The sequence below is a fragment of the Bacillus sp. FSL K6-1366 genome, from assembly GCF_037976695.1.
Classification (GTDB): Bacteria; Bacillota; Bacilli; order Bacillales; family Bacillaceae; genus Bacillus; species Bacillus subtilis.
Genome location: NZ_CP150268.1, coordinates 3,227,597 through 3,247,207, shown reverse-complemented (window position 1 = coordinate 3,247,207; position 19,611 = coordinate 3,227,597). Strand labels below are relative to the sequence as shown.

The 19,611-nt window shown below is 44.0% G+C and carries 22 protein-coding genes and 2 pseudogenes; 12 read left to right on the top strand and 12 right to left on the bottom strand.

Going from position 1 to position 19,611, the window contains the following annotated elements:
• Positions 1-236: 236 nt before the first annotated feature.
• The 3 genes from MHI44_RS16985 to trpP all read left to right on the top strand — a co-directional run bounded on the left by MHI44_RS16985 (position 237) and on the right by trpP (position 2,543).
• The gene (locus MHI44_RS16985; RefSeq protein WP_003233231.1) at positions 237-674 is read left to right on the top strand and encodes an HIT family protein; all 438 of its coding nucleotides are present in this window, start codon (positions 237-239) and stop codon (positions 672-674) included.
• 146 nt (positions 675-820) lie between these two features.
• Positions 821-1,900 carry a 3-phosphoserine/phosphohydroxythreonine transaminase gene (serC, locus tag MHI44_RS16980; protein WP_014479338.1) on the top strand — a complete coding sequence of 360 codons (1,080 nt, stop codon included), beginning with the start codon at positions 821-823 and terminating at the stop codon, positions 1,898-1,900.
• Between the two features lie 124 nt (positions 1,901-2,024).
• The gene (trpP, locus tag MHI44_RS16975) at positions 2,025-2,543 is read left to right on the top strand and encodes a tryptophan transporter TrpP (protein ID WP_003233236.1); all 519 of its coding nucleotides are present in this window, start codon (positions 2,025-2,027) and stop codon (positions 2,541-2,543) included.
• A gap of 72 nt (positions 2,544-2,615) precedes the next feature.
• Here the strand turns inward: trpP and MHI44_RS16970 are convergent, their stop codons facing one another.
• Positions 2,616-2,807: a hypothetical protein gene (locus MHI44_RS16970; protein ID WP_024571664.1), complete on the bottom strand. Its 192-nt coding sequence runs from the start codon at positions 2,805-2,807 to the stop codon at positions 2,616-2,618.
• A gap of 129 nt (positions 2,808-2,936) precedes the next feature.
• Here MHI44_RS16970 and MHI44_RS16965 point away from each other — a divergent pair, with 129 nt between their 5' ends.
• Together MHI44_RS16965 and MHI44_RS16960 are read left to right on the top strand one after the other, a co-directional pair.
• Positions 2,937-3,293, top strand: coding sequence for a YtxH domain-containing protein (locus MHI44_RS16965; protein WP_003245875.1), 357 nt, complete (start codon positions 2,937-2,939; stop codon positions 3,291-3,293).
• A 178-nt stretch (positions 3,294-3,471) separates the two neighbouring features.
• Positions 3,472-4,083: an HTH-type transcriptional regulator Hpr gene (locus tag MHI44_RS16960; RefSeq protein WP_003239501.1), complete on the top strand. Its 612-nt coding sequence runs from the start codon at positions 3,472-3,474 to the stop codon at positions 4,081-4,083.
• Here the strand turns inward: MHI44_RS16960 and MHI44_RS16955 are convergent.
• On the bottom strand, positions 4,080-4,421 hold the full coding sequence (locus tag MHI44_RS16955) for a YhaI family protein (RefSeq protein ID WP_009966921.1): 342 nt from the start codon (positions 4,419-4,421) through the stop codon (positions 4,080-4,082). The two genes, MHI44_RS16960 and MHI44_RS16955, sit on opposite strands and share 4 nt — an antisense overlap.
• 207 nt (positions 4,422-4,628) lie before the next feature.
• Between MHI44_RS16955 and MHI44_RS16950 the strand changes: the two genes are divergently transcribed.
• A complete protein-coding gene (locus MHI44_RS16950) occupies positions 4,629-5,147 on the top strand; it encodes a DUF3267 domain-containing protein (protein ID WP_014479336.1) in 519 nt (172 codons plus the stop codon).
• Positions 5,148-5,254: 107 nt separating this feature from the next.
• Positions 5,255-5,437 (top strand): hypothetical protein, encoded by a 183-nt coding sequence (locus tag MHI44_RS16945; RefSeq protein ID WP_024571667.1) that lies wholly within the window; start codon positions 5,255-5,257, stop codon positions 5,435-5,437.
• A 52-nt stretch (positions 5,438-5,489) separates the two neighbouring features.
• Here the strand turns inward: MHI44_RS16945 and yhzE2 are convergent, their stop codons facing one another.
• Together yhzE2 and yhzE1 are read right to left on the bottom strand one after the other, a co-directional pair.
• Positions 5,490-5,576 carry a sporulation protein YhzE2 gene (yhzE2, locus tag MHI44_RS16940; RefSeq protein ID WP_003155248.1) on the bottom strand — a complete coding sequence of 29 codons (87 nt, stop codon included), beginning with the start codon at positions 5,574-5,576 and terminating at the stop codon, positions 5,490-5,492.
• 124 nt (positions 5,577-5,700) lie between these two features.
• Positions 5,701-5,787 (bottom strand): sporulation protein YhzE1, encoded by an 87-nt coding sequence (yhzE1, locus tag MHI44_RS16935; RefSeq protein ID WP_003327753.1) that lies wholly within the window; start codon positions 5,785-5,787, stop codon positions 5,701-5,703.
• A 159-nt stretch (positions 5,788-5,946) separates the two neighbouring features.
• Between yhzE1 and prsA the strand changes: the two genes are divergently transcribed.
• Positions 5,947-6,825, top strand: coding sequence for a peptidylprolyl isomerase PrsA (prsA, locus tag MHI44_RS16930; RefSeq protein ID WP_003245079.1), 879 nt, complete (start codon positions 5,947-5,949; stop codon positions 6,823-6,825).
• A gap of 40 nt (positions 6,826-6,865) precedes the next feature.
• Here the strand turns inward: prsA and yhaL are convergent, their stop codons facing one another.
• The 6 genes from yhaL to MHI44_RS16900 form a co-directional block, all read right to left on the bottom strand.
• Positions 6,866-7,078, bottom strand: coding sequence for a sporulation protein YhaL (yhaL, locus tag MHI44_RS16925; protein WP_003233252.1), 213 nt, complete (start codon positions 7,076-7,078; stop codon positions 6,866-6,868).
• Between the two features lie 124 nt (positions 7,079-7,202).
• Positions 7,203-8,147 carry a 3'-5' exoribonuclease YhaM gene (gene yhaM, locus MHI44_RS16920; RefSeq protein WP_003245698.1) on the bottom strand — a complete coding sequence of 315 codons (945 nt, stop codon included), beginning with the start codon at positions 8,145-8,147 and terminating at the stop codon, positions 7,203-7,205.
• Positions 8,148-8,220: 73 nt separating this feature from the next.
• The gene (sbcE, locus tag MHI44_RS16915) at positions 8,221-11,112 is read right to left on the bottom strand and encodes a DNA repair/recombination ATPase SbcE (RefSeq protein WP_339202468.1); all 2,892 of its coding nucleotides are present in this window, start codon (positions 11,110-11,112) and stop codon (positions 8,221-8,223) included.
• A 4-nt stretch (positions 11,113-11,116) separates the two neighbouring features.
• Complete coding sequence (locus MHI44_RS16910) at positions 11,117-12,343, bottom strand: exonuclease SbcCD subunit D (RefSeq protein WP_339202467.1); 1,227 nt, start codon at positions 12,341-12,343, stop codon at positions 11,117-11,119.
• A 106-nt stretch (positions 12,344-12,449) separates the two neighbouring features.
• Complete coding sequence (locus tag MHI44_RS16905) at positions 12,450-13,709, bottom strand: ABC transporter permease (RefSeq protein WP_003244912.1); 1,260 nt, start codon at positions 13,707-13,709, stop codon at positions 12,450-12,452.
• Positions 13,702-14,598 carry an ABC transporter ATP-binding protein gene (locus MHI44_RS16900; protein ID WP_003233262.1) on the bottom strand — a complete coding sequence of 299 codons (897 nt, stop codon included), beginning with the start codon at positions 14,596-14,598 and terminating at the stop codon, positions 13,702-13,704. The genes MHI44_RS16905 and MHI44_RS16900 overlap by 8 nt, the downstream gene beginning before the upstream one ends.
• Before the next feature lie 126 nt (positions 14,599-14,724).
• On the opposite strand from MHI44_RS16900, the gene MHI44_RS16895 reads away from it, so the two are divergent.
• Positions 14,725-14,910 (top strand): YhzD family protein, encoded by a 186-nt coding sequence (locus MHI44_RS16895; RefSeq protein ID WP_003233264.1) that lies wholly within the window; start codon positions 14,725-14,727, stop codon positions 14,908-14,910.
• Between the two features lie 20 nt (positions 14,911-14,930).
• On the opposite strand, the gene MHI44_RS16890 is transcribed toward MHI44_RS16895, so the two are convergent.
• On the bottom strand, positions 14,931-15,698 hold the full coding sequence (locus tag MHI44_RS16890) for an enoyl-CoA hydratase (protein WP_003245167.1): 768 nt from the start codon (positions 15,696-15,698) through the stop codon (positions 14,931-14,933).
• A 164-nt stretch (positions 15,699-15,862) separates the two neighbouring features.
• On the opposite strand from MHI44_RS16890, the pseudogene khtS reads away from it, so the two are divergent.
• The 3 genes and pseudogenes from khtS (at position 15,863) to khtU (ending at position 17,985) form a co-directional block, all read left to right on the top strand.
• Positions 15,863-16,200, top strand: a pseudogene (gene khtS, locus MHI44_RS16885) (K(+)/H(+) antiporter modulator KhtS).
• Positions 16,201-16,263: 63 nt separating this feature from the next.
• The gene (khtT, locus tag MHI44_RS16880; protein ID WP_003233269.1) at positions 16,264-16,761 is read left to right on the top strand and encodes a K(+)/H(+) antiporter subunit KhtT; all 498 of its coding nucleotides are present in this window, start codon (positions 16,264-16,266) and stop codon (positions 16,759-16,761) included.
• Between the two features lie 6 nt (positions 16,762-16,767).
• Positions 16,768-17,985, top strand: a complete 1,218-nt coding sequence (gene khtU, locus MHI44_RS16875) for a K(+)/H(+) antiporter subunit KhtU (RefSeq protein WP_003233272.1) — start codon at positions 16,768-16,770, stop codon at positions 17,983-17,985.
• Positions 17,986-18,002: 17 nt separating this feature from the next.
• Here khtU and MHI44_RS16870 read toward each other — a convergent pair.
• Positions 18,003-19,507: pseudogene (locus MHI44_RS16870) on the bottom strand (coproporphyrinogen III oxidase).
• Between the last annotated feature and the right edge of the window lie 104 nt (positions 19,508-19,611).

Here is a 19,611-nt window from a genome sequence, read left to right as displayed (position 1 = left end):
ATGTATGAAGCAAATTGTCAAATGAGGTGTTTATCGCAGGAATCGTTAGGCATTAAACAAGTCTTCATTTTATTGACAAATGAGGTGCTTACCAAAGGCATAACACATTTTCTTCATATAAGCTCTTCCTCTGCATTCAGGGTGAACGCTCGCCGTTCATCCTGTTTTCTATTTTCTGCATTTCTGTGGTACGATGAGTGTATACATACTAAACAATTTCATAAGGAGGAACCCTCATGCATTGTGCAGAAAATTGTATCTTTTGTAAAATTATCGCCGGCGACATTCCATCCGCGAAGGTGTATGAAGATGAACATGTACTTGCCTTTCTTGATATCAGCCAAGTGACAAAAGGCCATACGCTTGTCATTCCGAAAACACATATTGAGAATGTATATGAATTTACAGATGAATTAGCAAAACAATATTTCCATGCTGTTCCGAAAATCGCCCGCGCTATCCGGGATGAATTTGAACCGATCGGCTTAAATACGCTGAACAATAACGGCGAAAAAGCTGGACAATCTGTGTTCCACTACCATATGCATATTATCCCTCGCTACGGAAAAGGAGATGGATTCGGAGCGGTTTGGAAAACGCATGCTGATGATTATAAACCGGAGGATCTGCAGAACATCTCTTCCTCTATCGCAAAACGCCTGGCCTCATCATAAGATGAGGTTATTTTATTTTGTGAACATTTCGCAAACATCCGTCAATTTCTTTTGATAATTCTAATTTTTTATCAAAAAACTGAATTTTTGTGATAGGATAATTGTATTATTTTATACATTAACGTGGAAAACAGGGAGAGATCATAATGGAACGTACAACGAATTTTAACGCAGGTCCTGCAGCGCTGCCACTGGAAGTTCTGCAAAAAGCACAGAAAGAATTTATTGATTTTAACGAATCCGGCATGTCTGTTATGGAGCTTTCCCACCGCAGCAAAGAGTATGAAGCGGTGCACCAAAAAGCGAAAAGCCTCTTAATCGAACTGATGGGCATTCCGGAAGATTACGATATCTTGTTTCTTCAAGGCGGGGCAAGCCTTCAATTCTCAATGCTTCCGATGAACTTTTTAACACCTGAAAAAACCGCACATTTTGTGATGACCGGCGCTTGGTCTGAAAAAGCACTGGCAGAAACGAAATTGTTCGGGAACACGTCTATCACCGCTACTAGTGAAACAGACAATTACAGCTATATTCCAGAGGTTGACCTTACGGATGTAAAAGACGGCGCATATTTACATATCACATCCAACAATACAATTTTCGGCACTCAGTGGCAGGAGTTTCCGAATTCTCCTATTCCGCTCGTAGCCGACATGTCCAGCGATATTTTAAGCAGAAAAATCGATGTGTCCAAATTTGATGTGATCTACGGAGGCGCCCAAAAGAACCTCGGCCCTTCCGGCGTGACTGTAGTCATTATGAAAAAAAGCTGGCTGAAAAATGAAAATGCGAACGTCCCAAAAATCCTGAAATATTCCACACATGTCAAAGCGGATTCACTCTACAACACTCCGCCGACATTTGCGATTTATATGCTGAGCCTCGTTCTGGAATGGCTCAAGGAAAACGGCGGTGTGGAAGCTGTTGAACAGCGCAATGAACAAAAAGCGCAGGTTCTCTACAGCTGTATTGATGAAAGCAACGGCTTCTATAAAGGTCATGCCAGAAAGGACAGCCGCTCACGCATGAATGTCACCTTCACGCTTCGGGATGACGAATTAACGAAAACATTCGTCCAGAAAGCAAAAGATGCGAAGATGATCGGCCTTGGCGGACACCGTTCGGTGGGAGGCTGCCGCGCTTCTATTTATAACGCGGTCTCTCTCGAAGACTGTGAAAAATTAGCTGCGTTCATGAAGAAATTCCAGCAGGAAAATGAGTAAAAAGTCTGGCTATGCAAACCGTCCGTTTGGTATACTGTTTGCATAACACATTCTGTAAAGCCTTCGCAATAAATGATGAGCATATTATTGGAGGGCAAAAAGCTTAGCAGAGGAGAGCATAGTTATGAAAACAAAAGAGTTAGTCATTATGGCTCTGTTTGCCGCAATCGGCGCAGCGCTTCATTCCATTATTCCGCCCTTTTTAGGCGGCATGAAACCAGATATGATGCTGATCATGATGTTCATGGGCATTCTGCTGTTCCCGCGGGTGCAAAATGTACTCGTCATCGGGATCGTGACCGGAATCATTTCCGCGCTTACAACCGCGTTTCCAGCCGGACAGATCCCCAACATCATTGATAAACCCGTATCAGCGTTTCTGTTCTTCTCCCTGTTTCTCTTGTTCAGAAAGAGCCGAAAAACAGGTGCAGCCGCTGTGCTGACAGTGATCGGGACCATCTTATCAGGAATTGTGTTTCTATCGTCAGCTTTATTGATCGTCGGTTTACCGGGCGGTTTCGCCGCATTGTTCGCGGCTGTTGTTCTGCCGGCCGCTGTGCTGAATACAATCTCAATGATCATTATTTATCCGATTGTGCAAACCATTTTAAGGCGTTCAAGCTTTATGGAAGCTGCTAAATAATTGTCACACAAAACCTCTTCCGCTTCCGGGAGAGGTTTTTTGAACAGAGCGTCCGCAGCATGTCAGCATGTTTTAAGCGAGGAGTTTTGTGAAAAAGATAAGACATAGTGTAAAGGCGGTTCCGGTTGAACAAACAAGCGCTTTCTGCCGGATAACCCTCTTGGGCGGATAAGAAGCAGCCTGGCTGAGAAGTCTGATATAGTAAACAGCGCCTGAAGCGAAGGCAAGGGTGATGCAGGATAATACAATCAAAAAGACAGACAACCTTCTCCCTCCTTTTCACTTAAAAAATATGCTAAAATAAAGCAAGCTATGTATAGAAGTTCAGGCTTTCAACAAAAATGAAAAATGCTGAATGAATCCTATTTTGAAGAAAAAGACGGGGTGATTGTAATGGCGAGCGGACGTTCTCTATTAACAGGACTATTCGTAGGCGGCATCATCGGAGGAGCAGCGGTTCTTCTTACTGCACCTTCCTCAGGAAAGCAGCTGCGTGAAAAAATGAAAACCAATTATGATTCTTTTGAAGAAACAATCAAACGCTTAAAGTCAGACGGGCTTGCATTAAAAGACCAGCTGATCAAAGCGGCAAAAGAAAGCACGGATGTTATTAAAGACGTGGGCGGCGAGCTCCAAACGTCAATTAAAAAATGGCAGGAAGAGATCAAGCCTCACCAGCAGGATCTGCAAAAAGAAATTGCCGATATCGAAGAGAAAATCAGACAGCTGGAGAAAACCTTACAAAACTAATATCCTATTCAAAAGAAAAAAATGCGGGCCAAAATTGGACCCGTATTTTTTTTTGGCCGAAAAACCCTTTCGTCGCAATGGTTTGTGAATTTATTAAAAAATTCTTACATTTTCATCTTTATTAATCTTTATTTTATTGGCATAATAGAGAAAAAGAAAAAGAGAAGCAGGTGACGTAATGAATCGAGTGGAACCGCCCTATGATGTGAAAGAAGCTCTGGTTTTCACCCAGAAAATGGCTCAGCTTAGCAAGGCTCTTTGGAAATCGATCGAGAAGGATTGGCAGCAATGGCTCAAACCGTATGACCTGAATATTAATGAGCATCATATTTTATGGATTGCGTATCAATTGAATGGAGCTTCCATTTCTGAAATCGCGAAATTCGGGGTCATGCACGTATCAACCGCATTCAACTTTTCAAAAAAGCTGGAAGAACGGGGATATTTAAGGTTCTCCAAACGGCTGAATGATAAACGGAACACATATGTCCAATTGACTGAGGAAGGTACCGAGGTATTCTGGAGCTTGCTTGAGGAATTTGATCCGACACGCAACGCTGTTTTTAAAGGTTCACAGCCTTTGTATCATTTATTCGGAAAATTTCCTGAAGTGGCAGAAATGATGTGTATGATACGCCATATCTACGGCGATGATTTTATGGAAATTTTCGAAACGTCACTCACCAATATTGACAATGACTTTGAAAGCGTAAACGGAAAACTGAAGAAAAAAGCAAAGGACAGTGCGGCGGATGAACCGGCTGAAGAGCTCGAACCTGTAAACAGTTAATCAAAATGCTTCATGATGTCGATAAAGACTTCCATCAGCTCTTGATAAAGCCCCTGCTCATACAGGGCAAAAATTGTTTCATGAACATCTAATTTTTCATTCAGCTGTCCGGCAAAAAGCGCAAGGAGCTTATCAAAGGTTACAAATCCTTGCGCTTTTTGTGTTGCCAGCTCTTCCGACAATTCGTCGCATATCCTCATAACCGCTTCCCCTTCTTCCTTGCTCAGCCCTTTATCAATGAGAAGCGCATAGAAGGGGTACCTGTCCATATCTACTGTTTTCACTAATAATTGTATGTAATATTCTAATCGCTCAATGCGATGATCCATCGAATCCATCCACACCACTTCTTTCTATCTTTAATCTTATTTTAGCTGATAATTCACTGAGAAGAAAGTTCTAACCCCATATTTCGCAGTTTGTTTGCTTGTTTCAAAAAAATACCTGCCGGATGATATTTTTTCTTAAAAAAGCATTGATTTTTTCTCTTGGGAGGAGTAAATTATTTTGAGATTCTATTCAAGATGTATGGAAGGATGACTTTGATGAATTGCTGGAAGACCATAAATCTCATGAAGGATTATGGCGCCGTTCGCATAATATTAACTGCTGTATGTTTTATGATTTTGGTTTTTATATCTACCTTTTTAGCTTTTGAGCTGCTGCGGCCTGGCACAAGCTTAAGCGATGAATATGTATCTTTATTCGGCGGTTTGCTCGTCGTTATTTTATTTGCACATAAAGTCATCCATGTCCTGCCAATCATCTGCAAAAAAAGAAAAATAGAAAAAAAGTTTTACATATTGCGCATGCGCACATGGAAACGCATACCAAAAACAACAATGCTGATTTCACTCGTCAGCCCGTTCTTGCTGATTACACCGGTATTGTTTTACGCAGCACTGGCATTTCCGAATCACGCTCATTATTTCTGCATGATCTCGGGCATTCACGCCGGCTACTGTCTGCCTGATTTCCTGCTGGCTCTCAAGCTGATAAAAGCACCGAAAACCGCTTTTATTGATCAGGAAGCTGACGGCTTGGATATTCTTGTTGAAAAGTAGTCAAACCCTGGTGCTGGTGGCGATTTTTCAATTTGCATTCTATCTTTTTTAATAAATATTTGGTAATGTAATATGGGACAGTTCAGAGAGAGGGGGAATCTCCCATCATTTTATTCTATTTTATCGTGGCTGCCGTGTTTATTTTATATTTCATAAACAGGCTCACCAATACATTATGCCTTGTCAGAGAGATTCCTGAAGAGCGGCAAGATAAGGTATTCCGATTTATTAATGTATCTATATTAATTTTACTGATCTCTTCGTTTGTGGAGATCTCCTTTACAGTGTAAATACGAAAGAAAGCATAGCTGCTGATTAAGCAGCTATGCTTTTTTATGTTGATTAGTACAGCCAAGAAGCGCCGATGATAATCAATAAAATAAATAACACAACCAATAAAGCGAATCCGCCTGCAAATACTTCACCCATCTTAAAAAGCACCTCCTGTAATAAGCTTTATTTACCAATTACATGTTATGCAATTCATGTTTGAAACGATTAGGCGCTAGTGAAAATAAAGGATCGCTTATGTTGCAAGCGATCCTCGGGCTGCTTAGTAGATGTAAGCTGCACCTACGATGATAAGCAAAATGAACAGTACTACGAGCAACGCGAATCCGTTAGAGTATCCTCCGCTCATGTTACATACCTCCTTTTCTTGATCAATATATAAGTATGTCATCAGCAAAAGTTTGACTAGACGAATGCCCTTTATTTAAAATCTTTTTACAGAAAGCCACAATATGTTATGATACGCATAGGTAATTTAATTTGGAATGATTAGGAGTGTTTGAAAACAATGAAGAAAATCGCAATAGCAGCTATCACTGCTACAAGCATCCTCGCTCTCAGTGCTTGCAGCAGCGGCGACAAAGAAGTTATCGCAAAAACAGACGCAGGCGATGTCACAAAAGGCGAGCTTTACACAAACATGAAGAAAACAGCTGGCGCAAGCGTACTGACACAGCTAGTGCAAGAAAAAGTATTGGACAAGAAGTATAAAGTTTCGGATAAAGAAATTGACAACAAGCTGAAAGAATACAAAACGCAGCTTGGCGATCAATATACTGCCCTCGAAAAGCAATATGGCAAAGATTACCTGAAAGAACAAGTAAAATATGAATTGCTGACACAAAAAGCGGCTAAAGATAACATCAAAGTAACAGACGCCGATATCAAAGAGTACTGGGAAGGCTTAAAAGGCAAAATCCGTGCAAGCCACATCCTTGTTGCTGATAAAAAGACAGCTGAAGAAGTAGAGAAAAAGCTGAAAAAAGGCGAGAAGTTTGAAGACCTTGCGAAAGAATACTCAACAGACAGCTCTGCTTCAAAAGGCGGGGATCTTGGCTGGTTCGCAAAAGAAGGCCAAATGGACGAAACATTCAGCAAAGCTGCATTCAAATTAAAAACAGGTGAAGTCAGTGATCCTGTCAAAACGCAATACGGCTACCATATCATTAAAAAGACAGAAGAACGCGGCAAATATGATGATATGAAAAAAGAACTGAAATCTGAAGTGCTTGAACAAAAATTAAATGACAACGCAGCTGTTCAGGAAGCTGTTCAAAAAGTCATGAAGAAGGCTGACATCGAAGTAAAAGATAAAGATCTGAAAGACACATTTAATACATCTTCAACAAGCAACAGCACTTCTTCATCTTCAAGCAATTCTAAATAATAAAAAAAGCTGTGCGGCTCATTGAGCCGCACAGCTTTTTTTATGCGATGGAATGGTTTTGATTTTCTTCTTCATGCTGCTGAGAACTGCGGCGTTCTCGCTCCTTTTCCATCCTCTCCATATAAATCTGTCCTTCTTTTTCAATAAAAGCCTGGTCTACTTTTTCTTCCTCTTTGGCTGCCGCCACAAGTTTATATGCGCTGAAAATGATGCCTACAATACAAAGATACACCCACCATGGAAAAAATAACACGGGCTCCTCCCCCTTTTGCATAGATTCTTTATTCTTAACCATATGCGGGAATGAGACGAGTTATGTGCGGGAAAGACGCATCAAAAAGGACTGAGCTGAATATGTCAGCATCAGTCCTTTTAAGTTATTTATGAAATGTCGGTTTATAAAAGGAACGGTTTTCCAGCGCAAATACACGTTCAGTATACTCGCCCGGCTTCACGCGCTCAAGCGCTCTGTCCATCATATTCATTTTTGCATCCAGATTGTCTATATAGTGAAGAATTTCCGCTTCTTTCACCATCGGTGGTTTCGGGCTGCCCCATTCTGCTTTGCCGTGGTGACTCAAAATCAAATGCTGAAGAATTAACACCTCTTCAGAATCGATTTGAAGCTCCTCAGCAGCTTTTGAAAGCTCTGTCACCATGATGGAAATATGGCCGAGCAAATTGCCTTCAACCGTATATGAAGTGGAAACAGGGCCGGACAGCTCCTTCACTTTTCCAAGATCATGCAGGATAACACCGGCGTAAAGCAGATCACGATCAAGAGAAGGATATAAATCTGCTATTGCTTTCGCCAGGTTCAGCATAGAGACAACATGATACGCCAAACCTGAGACAAACTCATGGTGGTTTTTCGTAGCCGCCGGATAATCCATAAACTCAGCTTCGTGTTTTTTAACCAAAAACCTTGTGATTCGCTGGATATTCGGATTTTTCATTTCAAATATATATTGAGTGATGGTATCCATCATTTCATTTTTCGGAATCGGCGCGGTTTCTAAAAAATCATCAATATTGACGTTTTCTTGCTCGCTTACCGGTCTGATATTTCTTAGCTTCAGCTGGGTGCGTCCGCGATAATGGTGAACATCGCCGACGACCTTGACAATCGTCTGCGGCGCATAGGTCACTTCATCACTTTGCTTGGCATCCCACAGCTTCGCTTCAATATCGCCTGACTGGTCTTGCAGCATCAGCGTCAGAAACGGTTTTCCATTGCTTGCAATCCCTTTCGTCGAGGATTTAATCAATAGATACTGGTCCACCTGTTCGCCAACCTCATGTAGCATAATCCCTTTAGCCATTCTATTAAAGCTCCCTCCGTATCTTACATAATACCAGTATATCACATACCGATTTTCAGCTATAGAACCTCTTTTATGACACCAAATGGATGATTTGGCTGCTATGAAATGCATCTTTTACGTGCTCATGGCATGTAAAATACAAAATCTGCCTACCGCCTTTGGATAAATCATACAGAACATGTAATACACGTTTCAGCCTTTCCTGATCAAAATGAACAAAACTGTCGTCAAGCTGGAACGGAAGCATTGACCCATCCTGGCGCGTAACGGCCAAAGCAAATCGGATCGCTGTATACAGCTGTTCACATGTCCCTTGTGACAGCTCTTCCGCATGATAGACAGTTCCATCGCGATGCATAACCATGATCGAATCATCCGTTTCGGAAAAATAAATGGTTTGGTAGTTTCCGTCAGTCAGAGGGCGGAAGAATTCTCCTGCCGTCTCCAGAAGGCGCGGAAGCTCGATTTTTTTATGCCGCTCCAATTTGTTTCTGATCACCTGTTTGACCATTTGTATGGAGGCCCATTTTTTAGCCGTTTCTTTCACACGTTCTTTTTGCATTTCGGTTTGAAGCTTGAGGTCTGAGACCAATCCCGAAGCCTCTAATTGTTCCTGTTTGACTGAGAGCAGTGCGATTTGGCTGCGGAGCTGCTCGATCTCCTCAGTCAGCCGCTCTTTTCTTTCATTCTCAACAAATTGCTTATCTTTCAATTCAGAAAGCGTATTGGAATCCGCCAGTTCAAGTTCCTCCGGGTGCTCGCCTTGAAGCTGTGCGTTTACGTGATGAAGCTTGTTCTCCGTATCCTTCAATTGCCTGCTGATGTCGGCTATGGCAAAAAACGCATCTCTGTCTTTTGCAGCAGCCGCGGCAAATAACTGTTCAATCTGTGCGTGGAAATACTGTATTTCTTGCTCAAGTTCAAGCATCTGTTCCTTTGTATAATGAATATCTGTTTCAATTTCCTTTTTTTGCTTCTCAATTTCTTTTTCACGTTCAATGTTTTTCCGCAATGTGTGAAGGGCGTCCGAAATGGAGATATCCTGACTCTGATTCACGGGACGAAGCATACTGACGCGTTCTTCGAATGTTCTCCGGTGCTTTTTCAGCCTGCCTGCTTCAATGGTCAGCTCATGCTTTTTCTTCACTTCTTTTTTAACATCCTTCATTAAGCTGTATGCATCAAGCAAAAATGATGGATCTTCCTTAAATCCGAGCTCTTTCATAAAACGCTCAACCTGTGTAAAGGACGGCGCCATTTCGGCTTCCCACTGTTCAAACTGCTGGATGACCCTTTCATACGCCGCCTCTTTTTGCTGGAGCGCTGCACGCTGTGTGAGAAGGTGCTGCTTATTGCGGTCATCCTCCCATAACGCTTCTCTAAGCATTTCAGCTTCTGCTGGTGAAATATCCGTCATGGGCTGTCTTGTCCCTCGGCTGTTTCGAGAAGACGATTTTCCTGATACAAGCCAATACACAATAAGTGCAGCGCCGAAACTTATGGCGGGAATCCATTGCTGCAGCAGAGAAAAGAGAACGATGAACAACATACCAGCTGCAATGACAGTCTTTTTCTGTTTAGCCTGCTGTCTTTCAAAAAACGTTAGCTGTTCTCTGAGCTTCGCTTGCTCTTGGTGCTGCCCCTGTGTTTCATCATATGCTCTAAGAGCTGCTTCTTTATCTTTTCTTTGGCTGTTTTCAAGAATCGCGGACGAAGCGGCATGAACGGCCTTTTCCGCGTCTTCCAGCTCTTGCCGGGCAAGTTCAAACGTCTCGTCAAGCTGCCGTTTTCTGTCTCTTGCCTGTACATATTGCTGCACCGCTTGCTGAAGCTGCCATTCATAATCATATGAGGTGTTCATATTCAGGAGCTCATTTTCATCCGTTTTATTGAGCTGTTCCAGCCCTGCCGCTGTCTGCGCAGACGTCTGGCGCAGCTGTGCCTGAATGGCGGCCAGCTGTTCTCCCCAGGATTGGTACATATGAAACCCTGCCGAAAGCTCTTGTATCAGCGTTTCTTTCGCCAATAGTTCTTTATTGGGGATAAGCTTTTGCCTCTGTTTGTCCAACTCCGCCATCTTCACCCGAAGCGCCTCAAGCTGTGCTGATTTCGGGTGCAGATGGGATTCATATTTTTCCAGCTGATGCAGTCCGTCAGCAGGAAATTGTCCTGCATGTTCCGGAAATTCTGCAATCACCTGTTCGAGTGTCGCTTTTTCATTTAGCAATGGTTTTCGCTCAATCGCTCCCTCAATCATTCGGATATGTCCCGCCGTCTCTTTCAATTCGGTTTCCGCGGCTGCAAGGCGGGCTTCAAGCGTTCGTTTTTCCTCGAGAAGCTGATGATAGCCCGCTTCCTCTGCTTCAGCCTGTTTTAGCTTAACTGCCAGCTGCTTAAGCGTTTCCAGCTCCTGATTCAATTGAGGGTTTCGCCCATTTGGTTTATAGAGCCTTTCGCTTTCCTTCGTCAGCCTTGAATCAAGCTTTGATACGGCTTCAGCACCAAACAAGCTGGAAAAGAGCAAAAATTCCCCTATCTTGTCCCGATTAAAGGCGTGAATTTCCTGCAGCCCGAATACGTCGAACGAATATATGGCTTTGTACAACGACCTGTCTGTGCCCTGGAACAGCTGCTTTAAAACATCTCCCTGCTTTACTTCGCCCTTTTCTGTGTACACGCTTAGTTTTTCGGCAGTCCCTTTCGTCCGTTCGATCTTCAGCACCCCATACTCAGGATGTTCAGCTTCAAGAACACCGCCGTAGACACCGCCTGTTTTCGGTTCATACTTTTTCGTTTTCGGAAAACCGAACAGCATGCTTTCAATGAATGACATCATCGTCGTTTTTCCTGCCTCATTTAATCCGTAGATGACTTGGACAGGAGAGGCGGAAAAGTCAAAGGTCCGATTGGAAAATTTTCCGTATTGGTAGATATGTAAAGATATAATTCGCAAAGCTGTCACCGCCTCATGTATCAAGCACCTTAAGCTGTCTTTTCAATATTATCTGTGCCTGCTCTTTTATTTCCTTTACCTCCTCTTGGCTAAACCGGTCCGCGTGCCTTCTATACACTGGATGCCGCTCAAGCCCTTCCAGCACGTCTGACAGATCGCTGCGATCAATGTCTTCAAATAAACCGCCAAAAAAAGGATCAAGGTTTGTTAGGTTTGCTTCGTTTTCTGTCTCATCGTCCAATCTAAGAGGCCAAACGAAATGTTCCTCTTCCGCTTCTTGTTCCTGAAGAGCTTCAAGAAACTCATCCAAGGTGCCTTTTGGCGCCTCCAGCAGCCATTCCGGCGCCGTCCCTTGTAAAACAAGCCTTACACAAACAGGGCTCCCCTTTTTCCGCAGCTTCGAAAACGTGTCCTCCACCATTTGGAAGAGGGCTGTCATATTCTTTGCCTCCGTCACATCAACCGCCGCTTTTTCCCACAGGACATCATGCGCTCTCTGAAATTCATAAGATATATCTCCGTTTGTCACATGAACGAGATAATAGCCTTTATCTCCCGTCTCCTTTATATGGCGTGCTTGCGTGTTTCCCGGGTAAATGACTGCCGGATGCTCGGCAGATAGAACCTGGCGTTTATGTATATGGCCAAGCGCCCAATAATCCATCCCGCTTTTCACGAGGTCGTCATGTGTAAACGGGCAATACGGATCGTGTCCTTCAGATCCTGACAGCGTGCCATGGAGCATGCCGATATGAAACGGTGCGTCAGTTGATCTCCGATAGAGGGCGGCTTGGTTTTCCGTCACTGCTCTGGCTTGATAGCTGAAGCCGTAAATGCTTGCTATGCGCCTGCCTTCTTTAAAAAACGATTTTTCTTCTGGAACAGCGGACGAAAAAATATGGACATTCTCAGGCCATTCAATCGGCGTCCACTCCCCGCCAAGATGATCGTGATTCCCAAAGATGACGTATACCGAAATCCCGCACTCTCTGAGTCTTTCAAACTGTTTTTTCAAAAAGAGCTGAGCCTTTAAGCTTCGATTGGCATCATCAAACAGATCTCCCGCCAGCAAAATGAAATCAACGTGCTCTCTCACTGCAGCGTCTATCATATGTCTCACGCTTGCAAACGTGCTTTCTTTAATCCGGGCAAAAATCGGCTCCGGCAGATGCGATATCCCGTAAAACGGGCTGTCAAGATGAAGATCTGCCGCATGAATAAAGGTTAGTTCAGTCAACATTCTGCTCCTTTCCAGGATGAAGTACCCTTATTTTAGCACCGAATTCTTGCGAATGCACGTTCTGTCAATAAAGAAACAGCCTGAGAATCCCCAGGCTGTTTTCCAATCAGTTTTTCGCTAAACGTAGCGCTTGTTTGATCGCTTTGAACGCGCTTGAATTGCCGTAAATTAATACACCGCCTTTATAAATTCTGGCGCCGATAACGGCCAGTATGACAATGGTGAGCAGTGTGATTCCGATTCCGACAGCCGCCTGCCAGAACGGAATATCAAGCATGCCGACGCGCAGGAACATAATCATTGGCGTAAAGAACGGAATAAACGAAGTTACCGTAATAAATCCTGCGTCAGGCGCATTCAAACCGAACATCGCGATCATAAAACCGGCGACAACCAAAAGCGTCATCGGCGTGATCGTTTGCTGCACGTCCTCTATTCTGCTGACGACACTGCCGAGAAACGCGGCAAGTGTCGCGTACAAAAAGTATCCGAGCAAAAAGAAAATGACAGCATAGATGACAGTGGTTGCAGATACGTCGGTCAAATTAAGGAATCCGCCGACAGATGAAGCCGTTTCGCTCTTTTGGTTCAGCTTAAGCGACAGAGAGCCGGCTCCTATAATAATAGCAAGCTGTGTGATCCCGACAAGCCCGATACCAAGCAGCTTTGCAAACATTTGCTGGATCGGCGGCATACTTGAGATCAGGATTTCCATAACTCGCGAAGATTTTTCGGTTGCGACCTCCATCGCTATCATGCTGGCATACATAATCACCGAGAAATAAATGACGAACAGCATAATGTAAACAAGCCCTACCGTCTGGCCAAGCTCTTCCTCAGACTTTGCCCCTTCTTTCAGCGCCTTCTGCCCCACAGTAACAGGCGCATAAAGGCTGCTAATCGTTTCCTGCGACACGCCGAGCTCCGCTGTTCCGACAGCTGTTTTGGTTTGCGTCAGCGCCTGCTGCAGTGTTTGATACGTGCTTTCATCAGAAATCGTTAACGCTTTATATGTTCCTGAAATGGTCCCTTTTTCATCTCGTTTGATGATGAGCATGCCATCGAGTGATTCATCTTTGACTTGCTTTGTGACCTCATCCTCCGATTGCTTCGACAGCTTCACATCAAGATCGCCGTCTGTATCCACCGCTTTCAGCTGCTTAGAAAAAACCGGATATAATTCGTTTGTTTCATCAACAACGGCGATTTTTTCTTTCGCATCGTCACCTTGAAACAAAGAAATGATCGACTCCAGATTCGTTACAACTAAAACAAGCAGCACCGTGATGACAGTCGAAATAATAAAGGATTTTGCCATAATCTTATTTTTGTATGTATGAGAAAGCATGATCCAAAATTTATTCATAGACGGCCCCCACCTTTTCTATAAAAATATCATGCAGTGACGGCTCTTCAAGCTCAAACTTTCTGATAAACCCTTTTCCTTGGAGCATCGCAAAAATCTCTTGAGAAATGTCTTCATTGGCAATCTGCAGCTTGACGCCGTCTGCCGTTTCCTTCCATTGAAGAATGCCTTCATGGGACTGCAAAAAGCGCAGATCGTCATCGGAGTGAATGGTAACATTCTTTTTACCGAAAGAACGCTTGATCTCCTTCAGCTTGCCTTGTACAACCGGTTTTCCTTTCTGCAATATGCAAAGGTTCTCACAAAGCTCCTCCACATGTTCCATCCGATGGCTTGAAAATAAAATAGAAACACCGCTGTTTTTCAGCGAGATCACGGCCTCTTTTAGCAGCTCAACATTGACAGGGTCCAAGCCGCTGAATGGTTCATCAAGAATCAGGAGCTCCGGCTTATGCAAAACTGCCGAAATGAATTGGATTTTCTGCTGATTCCCCTTCGAAAGCTCTTCCACCTTCTTATTCTCGTAATCTGTAATATTGAAGCGTTCAAGCCATGTCCCGAGCTCTTTTACAGCCTCTCGCTTCTCCATCCCTTTTAATCTGGCAAGATAGACGAGCTGATCCCTTACCTTCATTTTCGGATAAAGGCCCCGCTCTTCCGGCAAATAACCGATTTTGTTGCTGATATGATAATTCACAGGACGGCCCTTCCAGCTGATTGAGCCCTCCGTAATGCTTAATAATCCTAGGATCATGCGAAACGTTGTTGTTTTTCCCGCTCCGTTTGCGCCTAATAGACCGAACATTTGCTGTTCCGGAATATCTAAGTCCAATCCGTCAACGGCTTTATAATCTCCAAATGTCTTCGTTACGTGATCAATTGTAAGCACTGAATCTCCTCCTTCCCTGACCCATTATATACTAATTTTGGATAAAGCATAATAAAGGATTTTGATTTCCTTTTTAGAATATAAATGAAGAAAGACTGATAAACCTTAAAATGGAGGAGAAACCTGATGGCTGATTATTTCCTTACCGTATTTGATCCTTCGGGGAACACGCTGGTAAACGAGCAATTCGAGGCAGAACATGAAGAAGCGGCAAAAACGCATGGTGAAGCCCTCTTAAAAGAAAAAGAGCTTCATAGTCATACTCATCGTTTAGTCAATGCAGCCGGAAAGCTGATTTTGTTTCACAGATGATCAGCTTTCCGGCTGATCTGTTACGCTTGAAACTTCGGCTCCCGTTTTTCTAAAAAGGCACGGATTCCTTCTTGGTGATCCTTGGTCCTTCTCATTCTCTCTTGGGCGCTGCGCTCAAGGGATAGCACTTTTTTCAGTTCTTCAATTTGGAGGCTTTGAAAAATACCTTTCGTTTCGATCATCGCCAAAAGAGGGGAGGCCAACAGGGTTTCGATAATGGGTCTTGCGCCTTCGGCAGGGTCTCCGGCAAATGTCCCATCAAGAAGCCCCATATCGGCAGCTTCCGAGGCAGATAGTTTTTTTCCGCTCCAAATCAGTTTTTTCGCTTTTGCTTCACCGATTCTTTTCTTCAGCAAATAATGTCCTCCGCCGTCCGGAACAAGCCCAATGCCGATAAAATTCATCGCGAGAACGGCGTTTTTTTCAGCGAGCACAATGTCCGCACAAAGCGCCAAACTCAGGCCCAGTCCCGCAGCAGCACCATGAATGGCTGCAATTGTCACTTTCTTCATCTGATATAAATTCAGGGTGACAGCCTCAATCGTATCCATCAGCCGTTTAAATTGGTCAGGGTCATGCTCTGACGTCATCATCCTGATATCACCGCCGGCCGAAAAGCCTTTCCCGCTTCCTCTCAGGAGAACGATGAGCGCCTCGCTTGCAGCCGCCATTTCGACTGCCTCCTTCAATTCAGACAGCATCTGTTCATTCAGGGCGTGATGGGCATCAGGCCGATTCAGGATAATCTCTGCAACGGCCCCATTACATGCATATTGAACAAACTCCATTAAAAGCACCTCCATGTATGCGCTTACTTTTTTCTTTCTCCTATACATTCCCCGCCATCCCCAAATAAACCTTTTTATTTTTCAAGGTCAATAGATACTGAAAAATGCATATTGTTTGAATGGAAACATAAAGTTTTATATAGTGAAAAAGAAGGGATATCTTGATGAGAAGGGAGGAAAGGACATGGATAAATTGCTGATCAGTTTTCTGTTAAGTTTATTTATGGTGTACTTTCCCCCTTCGGACGTGGTTCTGCCTTCCCAGTTTGAAGCAAGCACTGACAGCTATGTGCCTATGTCCTCATATCCGCAGGAAACACAATCGGCAAAAACGCCGTCGCCGGGCAGCATTCACCCGGCTGAGCTGATCAAAGAGTACAGCCCGCTGGCACAGTCTGTCAGGCATCTCTCTGTCAAACCACTTGACGAACCGCTGATAAACAGGCTGGAAAAGGCTTGTGCTGTCCCTGTCAAATACCAGTCTAATTACCTCCGAATATAATTTGCTCAAGTTTTATTTGTAACTCACCCCATACTGCCAACACTACATTCGGAGGGATTTTCATTGAATATTAAAGAAAACGATCTGCCGGGCATCGGCAAAAAGTTTGAAATCGAAACAAGAAGCCACGAAAAAATGACGATTATCATTCATGATGACGGAAGAAGGGAAATTTACCGGTTTAATGACCGGGACCCGGATGAGCTTCTTTCAAATATTTCATTGGATGATTCTGAAGCAAGGCAAATTGCAGCTATTCTCGGGGGCATGGTCTATAAACCGCAAGCTCTGGAGTCCATCGAAATGGCCTTCAGCGATCTTATTATTGAATGGTTTAAGGTCGAAAAAGGCGCCAAATCGATCGGACGCACACTCGGTGAGCTTGATGTTCGCCAGAATTACGATGTCACTGTTATTGCGATTATCAAACACAACCAGGAAAAGCTCCTAAATCCCGGAGCGGATTCGATTATTGAAGAAAATGACACCCTTGTCCTCTCAGGTGAGAGAAAGCATCTGAAGAAACTGATTCACGATTTTCTTTCTGGAGAGGGCGTGTGAGCCCCGATGGACCATCTTGTATTTGAAGTCGGAACTGCACTTGTGCTTGTGGCAATCGCCAGTGTGATCGCCAATAAAATTAAATTTTCGATTATTCCGTTTCTGATTGTGCTGGGAATGCTTGTTGGACCGCACGCGCCGAAAATGGGGATTATTGATCTAACATTTATTCAAAGCAGTGAAATCATCGAGTTTTTCGGGCGAATGGGCGTACTGTTCCTCCTCTTCTATCTCGGACTCGAATTCTCTGTCGGGAAGTTAATCAAATCAGGAAAATCAATCGCGGTCGGCGGGACGATTTATATTTTGATTAACTTCAGCCTCGGACTGCTTTACGGGTTTATCACCGGATTTTCCTTTCTGGAAGTCCTCATCCTCGCAGGCGTCATCACAATCTCGTCAAGTGCGATTGTCGCAAAAGTGCTCGTTGATTTAAAAAGAACCGCCAACCCGGAAACCGAATTGATTCTCGGCATCATCATGTTTGAAGATATTTTCCTTGCCGTATATCTGTCCGTTGTTTCCGGCCTTATACTAGGTGATGCGACATCCGTAGGGAGTGCACTCTTGTCCATTTTGATCGCCTTCGGTTATATGCTGCTGTTTTTTATCGCAGCAAGAAAACTCCCGCCGCTGTTGAACAAACTGTTGGACATTCGCTCAAACGAAGTGTTTATTATCGTCATTTTCGCAGCACTCTTTTTTATCGCCGGGTTTTCAGAGACGATTCATGTAGCAGAAGCAATCGGCGCGCTGCTGCTCGGTTTGGTCTTTTCAGAAACAGAGCATTCCGATAGGATTGAACACCTCGTTGTTCCGTTTCGCGACTTCTTCGGTGCGATGTTCTTTTTCAGCTTCGGCCTCAGCATCGATCCGTTTTCGCTTGGTGAAGCGGTTTGGCTTGCGTTGGGTGCAGTGATTTTGACCATTCTGGGAAATTTTATCGCCGGAATGGTGGCAGGACGACGCGCAGGGCTTTCTCATAAGGCTTCATCGAATATCGGGCTGACGATCGTATCGCGGGGAGAATTTTCGATTATCGTTGCGAATCTCGGAATAGCCGGCGGACTGTCGGCCACATTAAAGCCGTTTGCCGCATTATATGTCCTCATTCTGGCGATTTTGGGACCGCTTGTCACAAAGGAATCAAAACGAATTTACCGCTTGCTGAACAAGGTATTTAAATGGAAGCCTGAGGTTCAGCCCGCAAAAAAACAGGGATAAAAAAAGCAGCACTGTAATCAGTGCTGCTTTGTCGTTTTTTCAAAAATCTGCTCTAAATATTTGATTTTTTCGTCCGTGTAGTGCTCGAAGCGCTCATTGTACGATTTCGGATCTTTCGGATTCGCAAAATGCGTAATTTTCCCTGTATCCCGATCAATAAATTTACTAGCAGCGCCGCAGCCGATGCCAATAATCGTCTGCACCTCTTCCATAATCATAATGTTGTAGATGCTTTCTTGTCCCGGCAAAGAGTATCCGACGTTTTCAAGGTTTCCAAGAATGTTTTCTGGCGGTATAAATAATAAGGCACGTACCCATGCTCTTTCGTCCAGGCTACCGCGTCTTCCATCATTTGAGAAACCTCTTCCCTGCCGGCAACTTTGTACTTATGCTTGTTTCTCGTCATTTCTGACGCCCGTTTAAATGAAAGAGTATGAACGGTAAGGGATTCCGGCATCAGTTTTTCTGTTTCTGAAAGACTGTGCCTGAACTCCTTCACGCCTTCCCCAGGCAAACCAATAATCAAGTCCATGTTAATATTATTCATGCCGTGCTGGCGTGACAGATGATATTTCTCAATGGTCTCTTCAACCGTATGGTGCCGCCCGATCGCCTTTAGCGTTTCGTTTTCGTAGGATTGCGGATTGATGCTGATCCGATCAATGTCATATTTGTTTAAAACGGCGAGTTTTTCTTCTGTAATCGTGTCAGGACGACCGGCCTCCACCGTAATCTCACGAATGTTTTTCACATCCGGGAATGAGCGGACCATTTCTTCATACAGCAGATCCATCTCCTCCGCTGTAATGCTTGTCGGCGTCCCGCCGCCAAAGTAAATGGTTGTAACCTTAACATCATGCTCCTTCAGCCATTCACCGATTTTCTGCATTTCGTAATGCAGTCCCCATAGGAATGAGCCGACTCTGCCTGCCTGTCCCTGGATGGCATACGCAGGGAATGTGCAATACGCGCATTTTGTCGGGCAGAACGGAATGCCGATATAAATGCTGACTTCATCCTTTACTCGGTACAAATCCGGAACTGCCGCCAGCTGACGGTCAACAATTTCCTGCATTAGCATGATTTTTTCATCATGAATTAAATAGTCTTTTTTCAACTCAGCATGCGCTTGCTCCTTGGACATTCCGCTTTGCAGTTTTTTATGAAGCAGCTTTGTGGGCCGGATTCCTGTGAGGATTCCCCACTTCTGCGTAATGCCCGTATGCGCCTGAAGAAGATTGAGATACACATAAGAAATTGTGTTTTTCACTTGCTTAAAAGCTTCTTTTTCATTCATGCCGGGAGAAAAGAATTTTGTATGCTGTTCCTTTATGCCAGTTCCCTTCACTTCTCCCGAAACCGTCACATGCTCATCCGTTTGTGACAACGCTAAAGAAATGACAAAATCTGCGGGCTCCTCTCCGCCATACGCAAGCTCGCACTCTTCATAAAACAAATTTGCAATATTTTGCAGAGGCCGATGCAGGCGGTCATCATGTATGCCTTCTATTTTAATTTGCAACTTCATCACCTAATTTATCAGATTCAAAACTTTCTTTAGTGTACAGAAATAAACTGCTAAAATCAATCCGGCAAAAAAGCCGCCGCACCTGTCAGGGTGCGAGC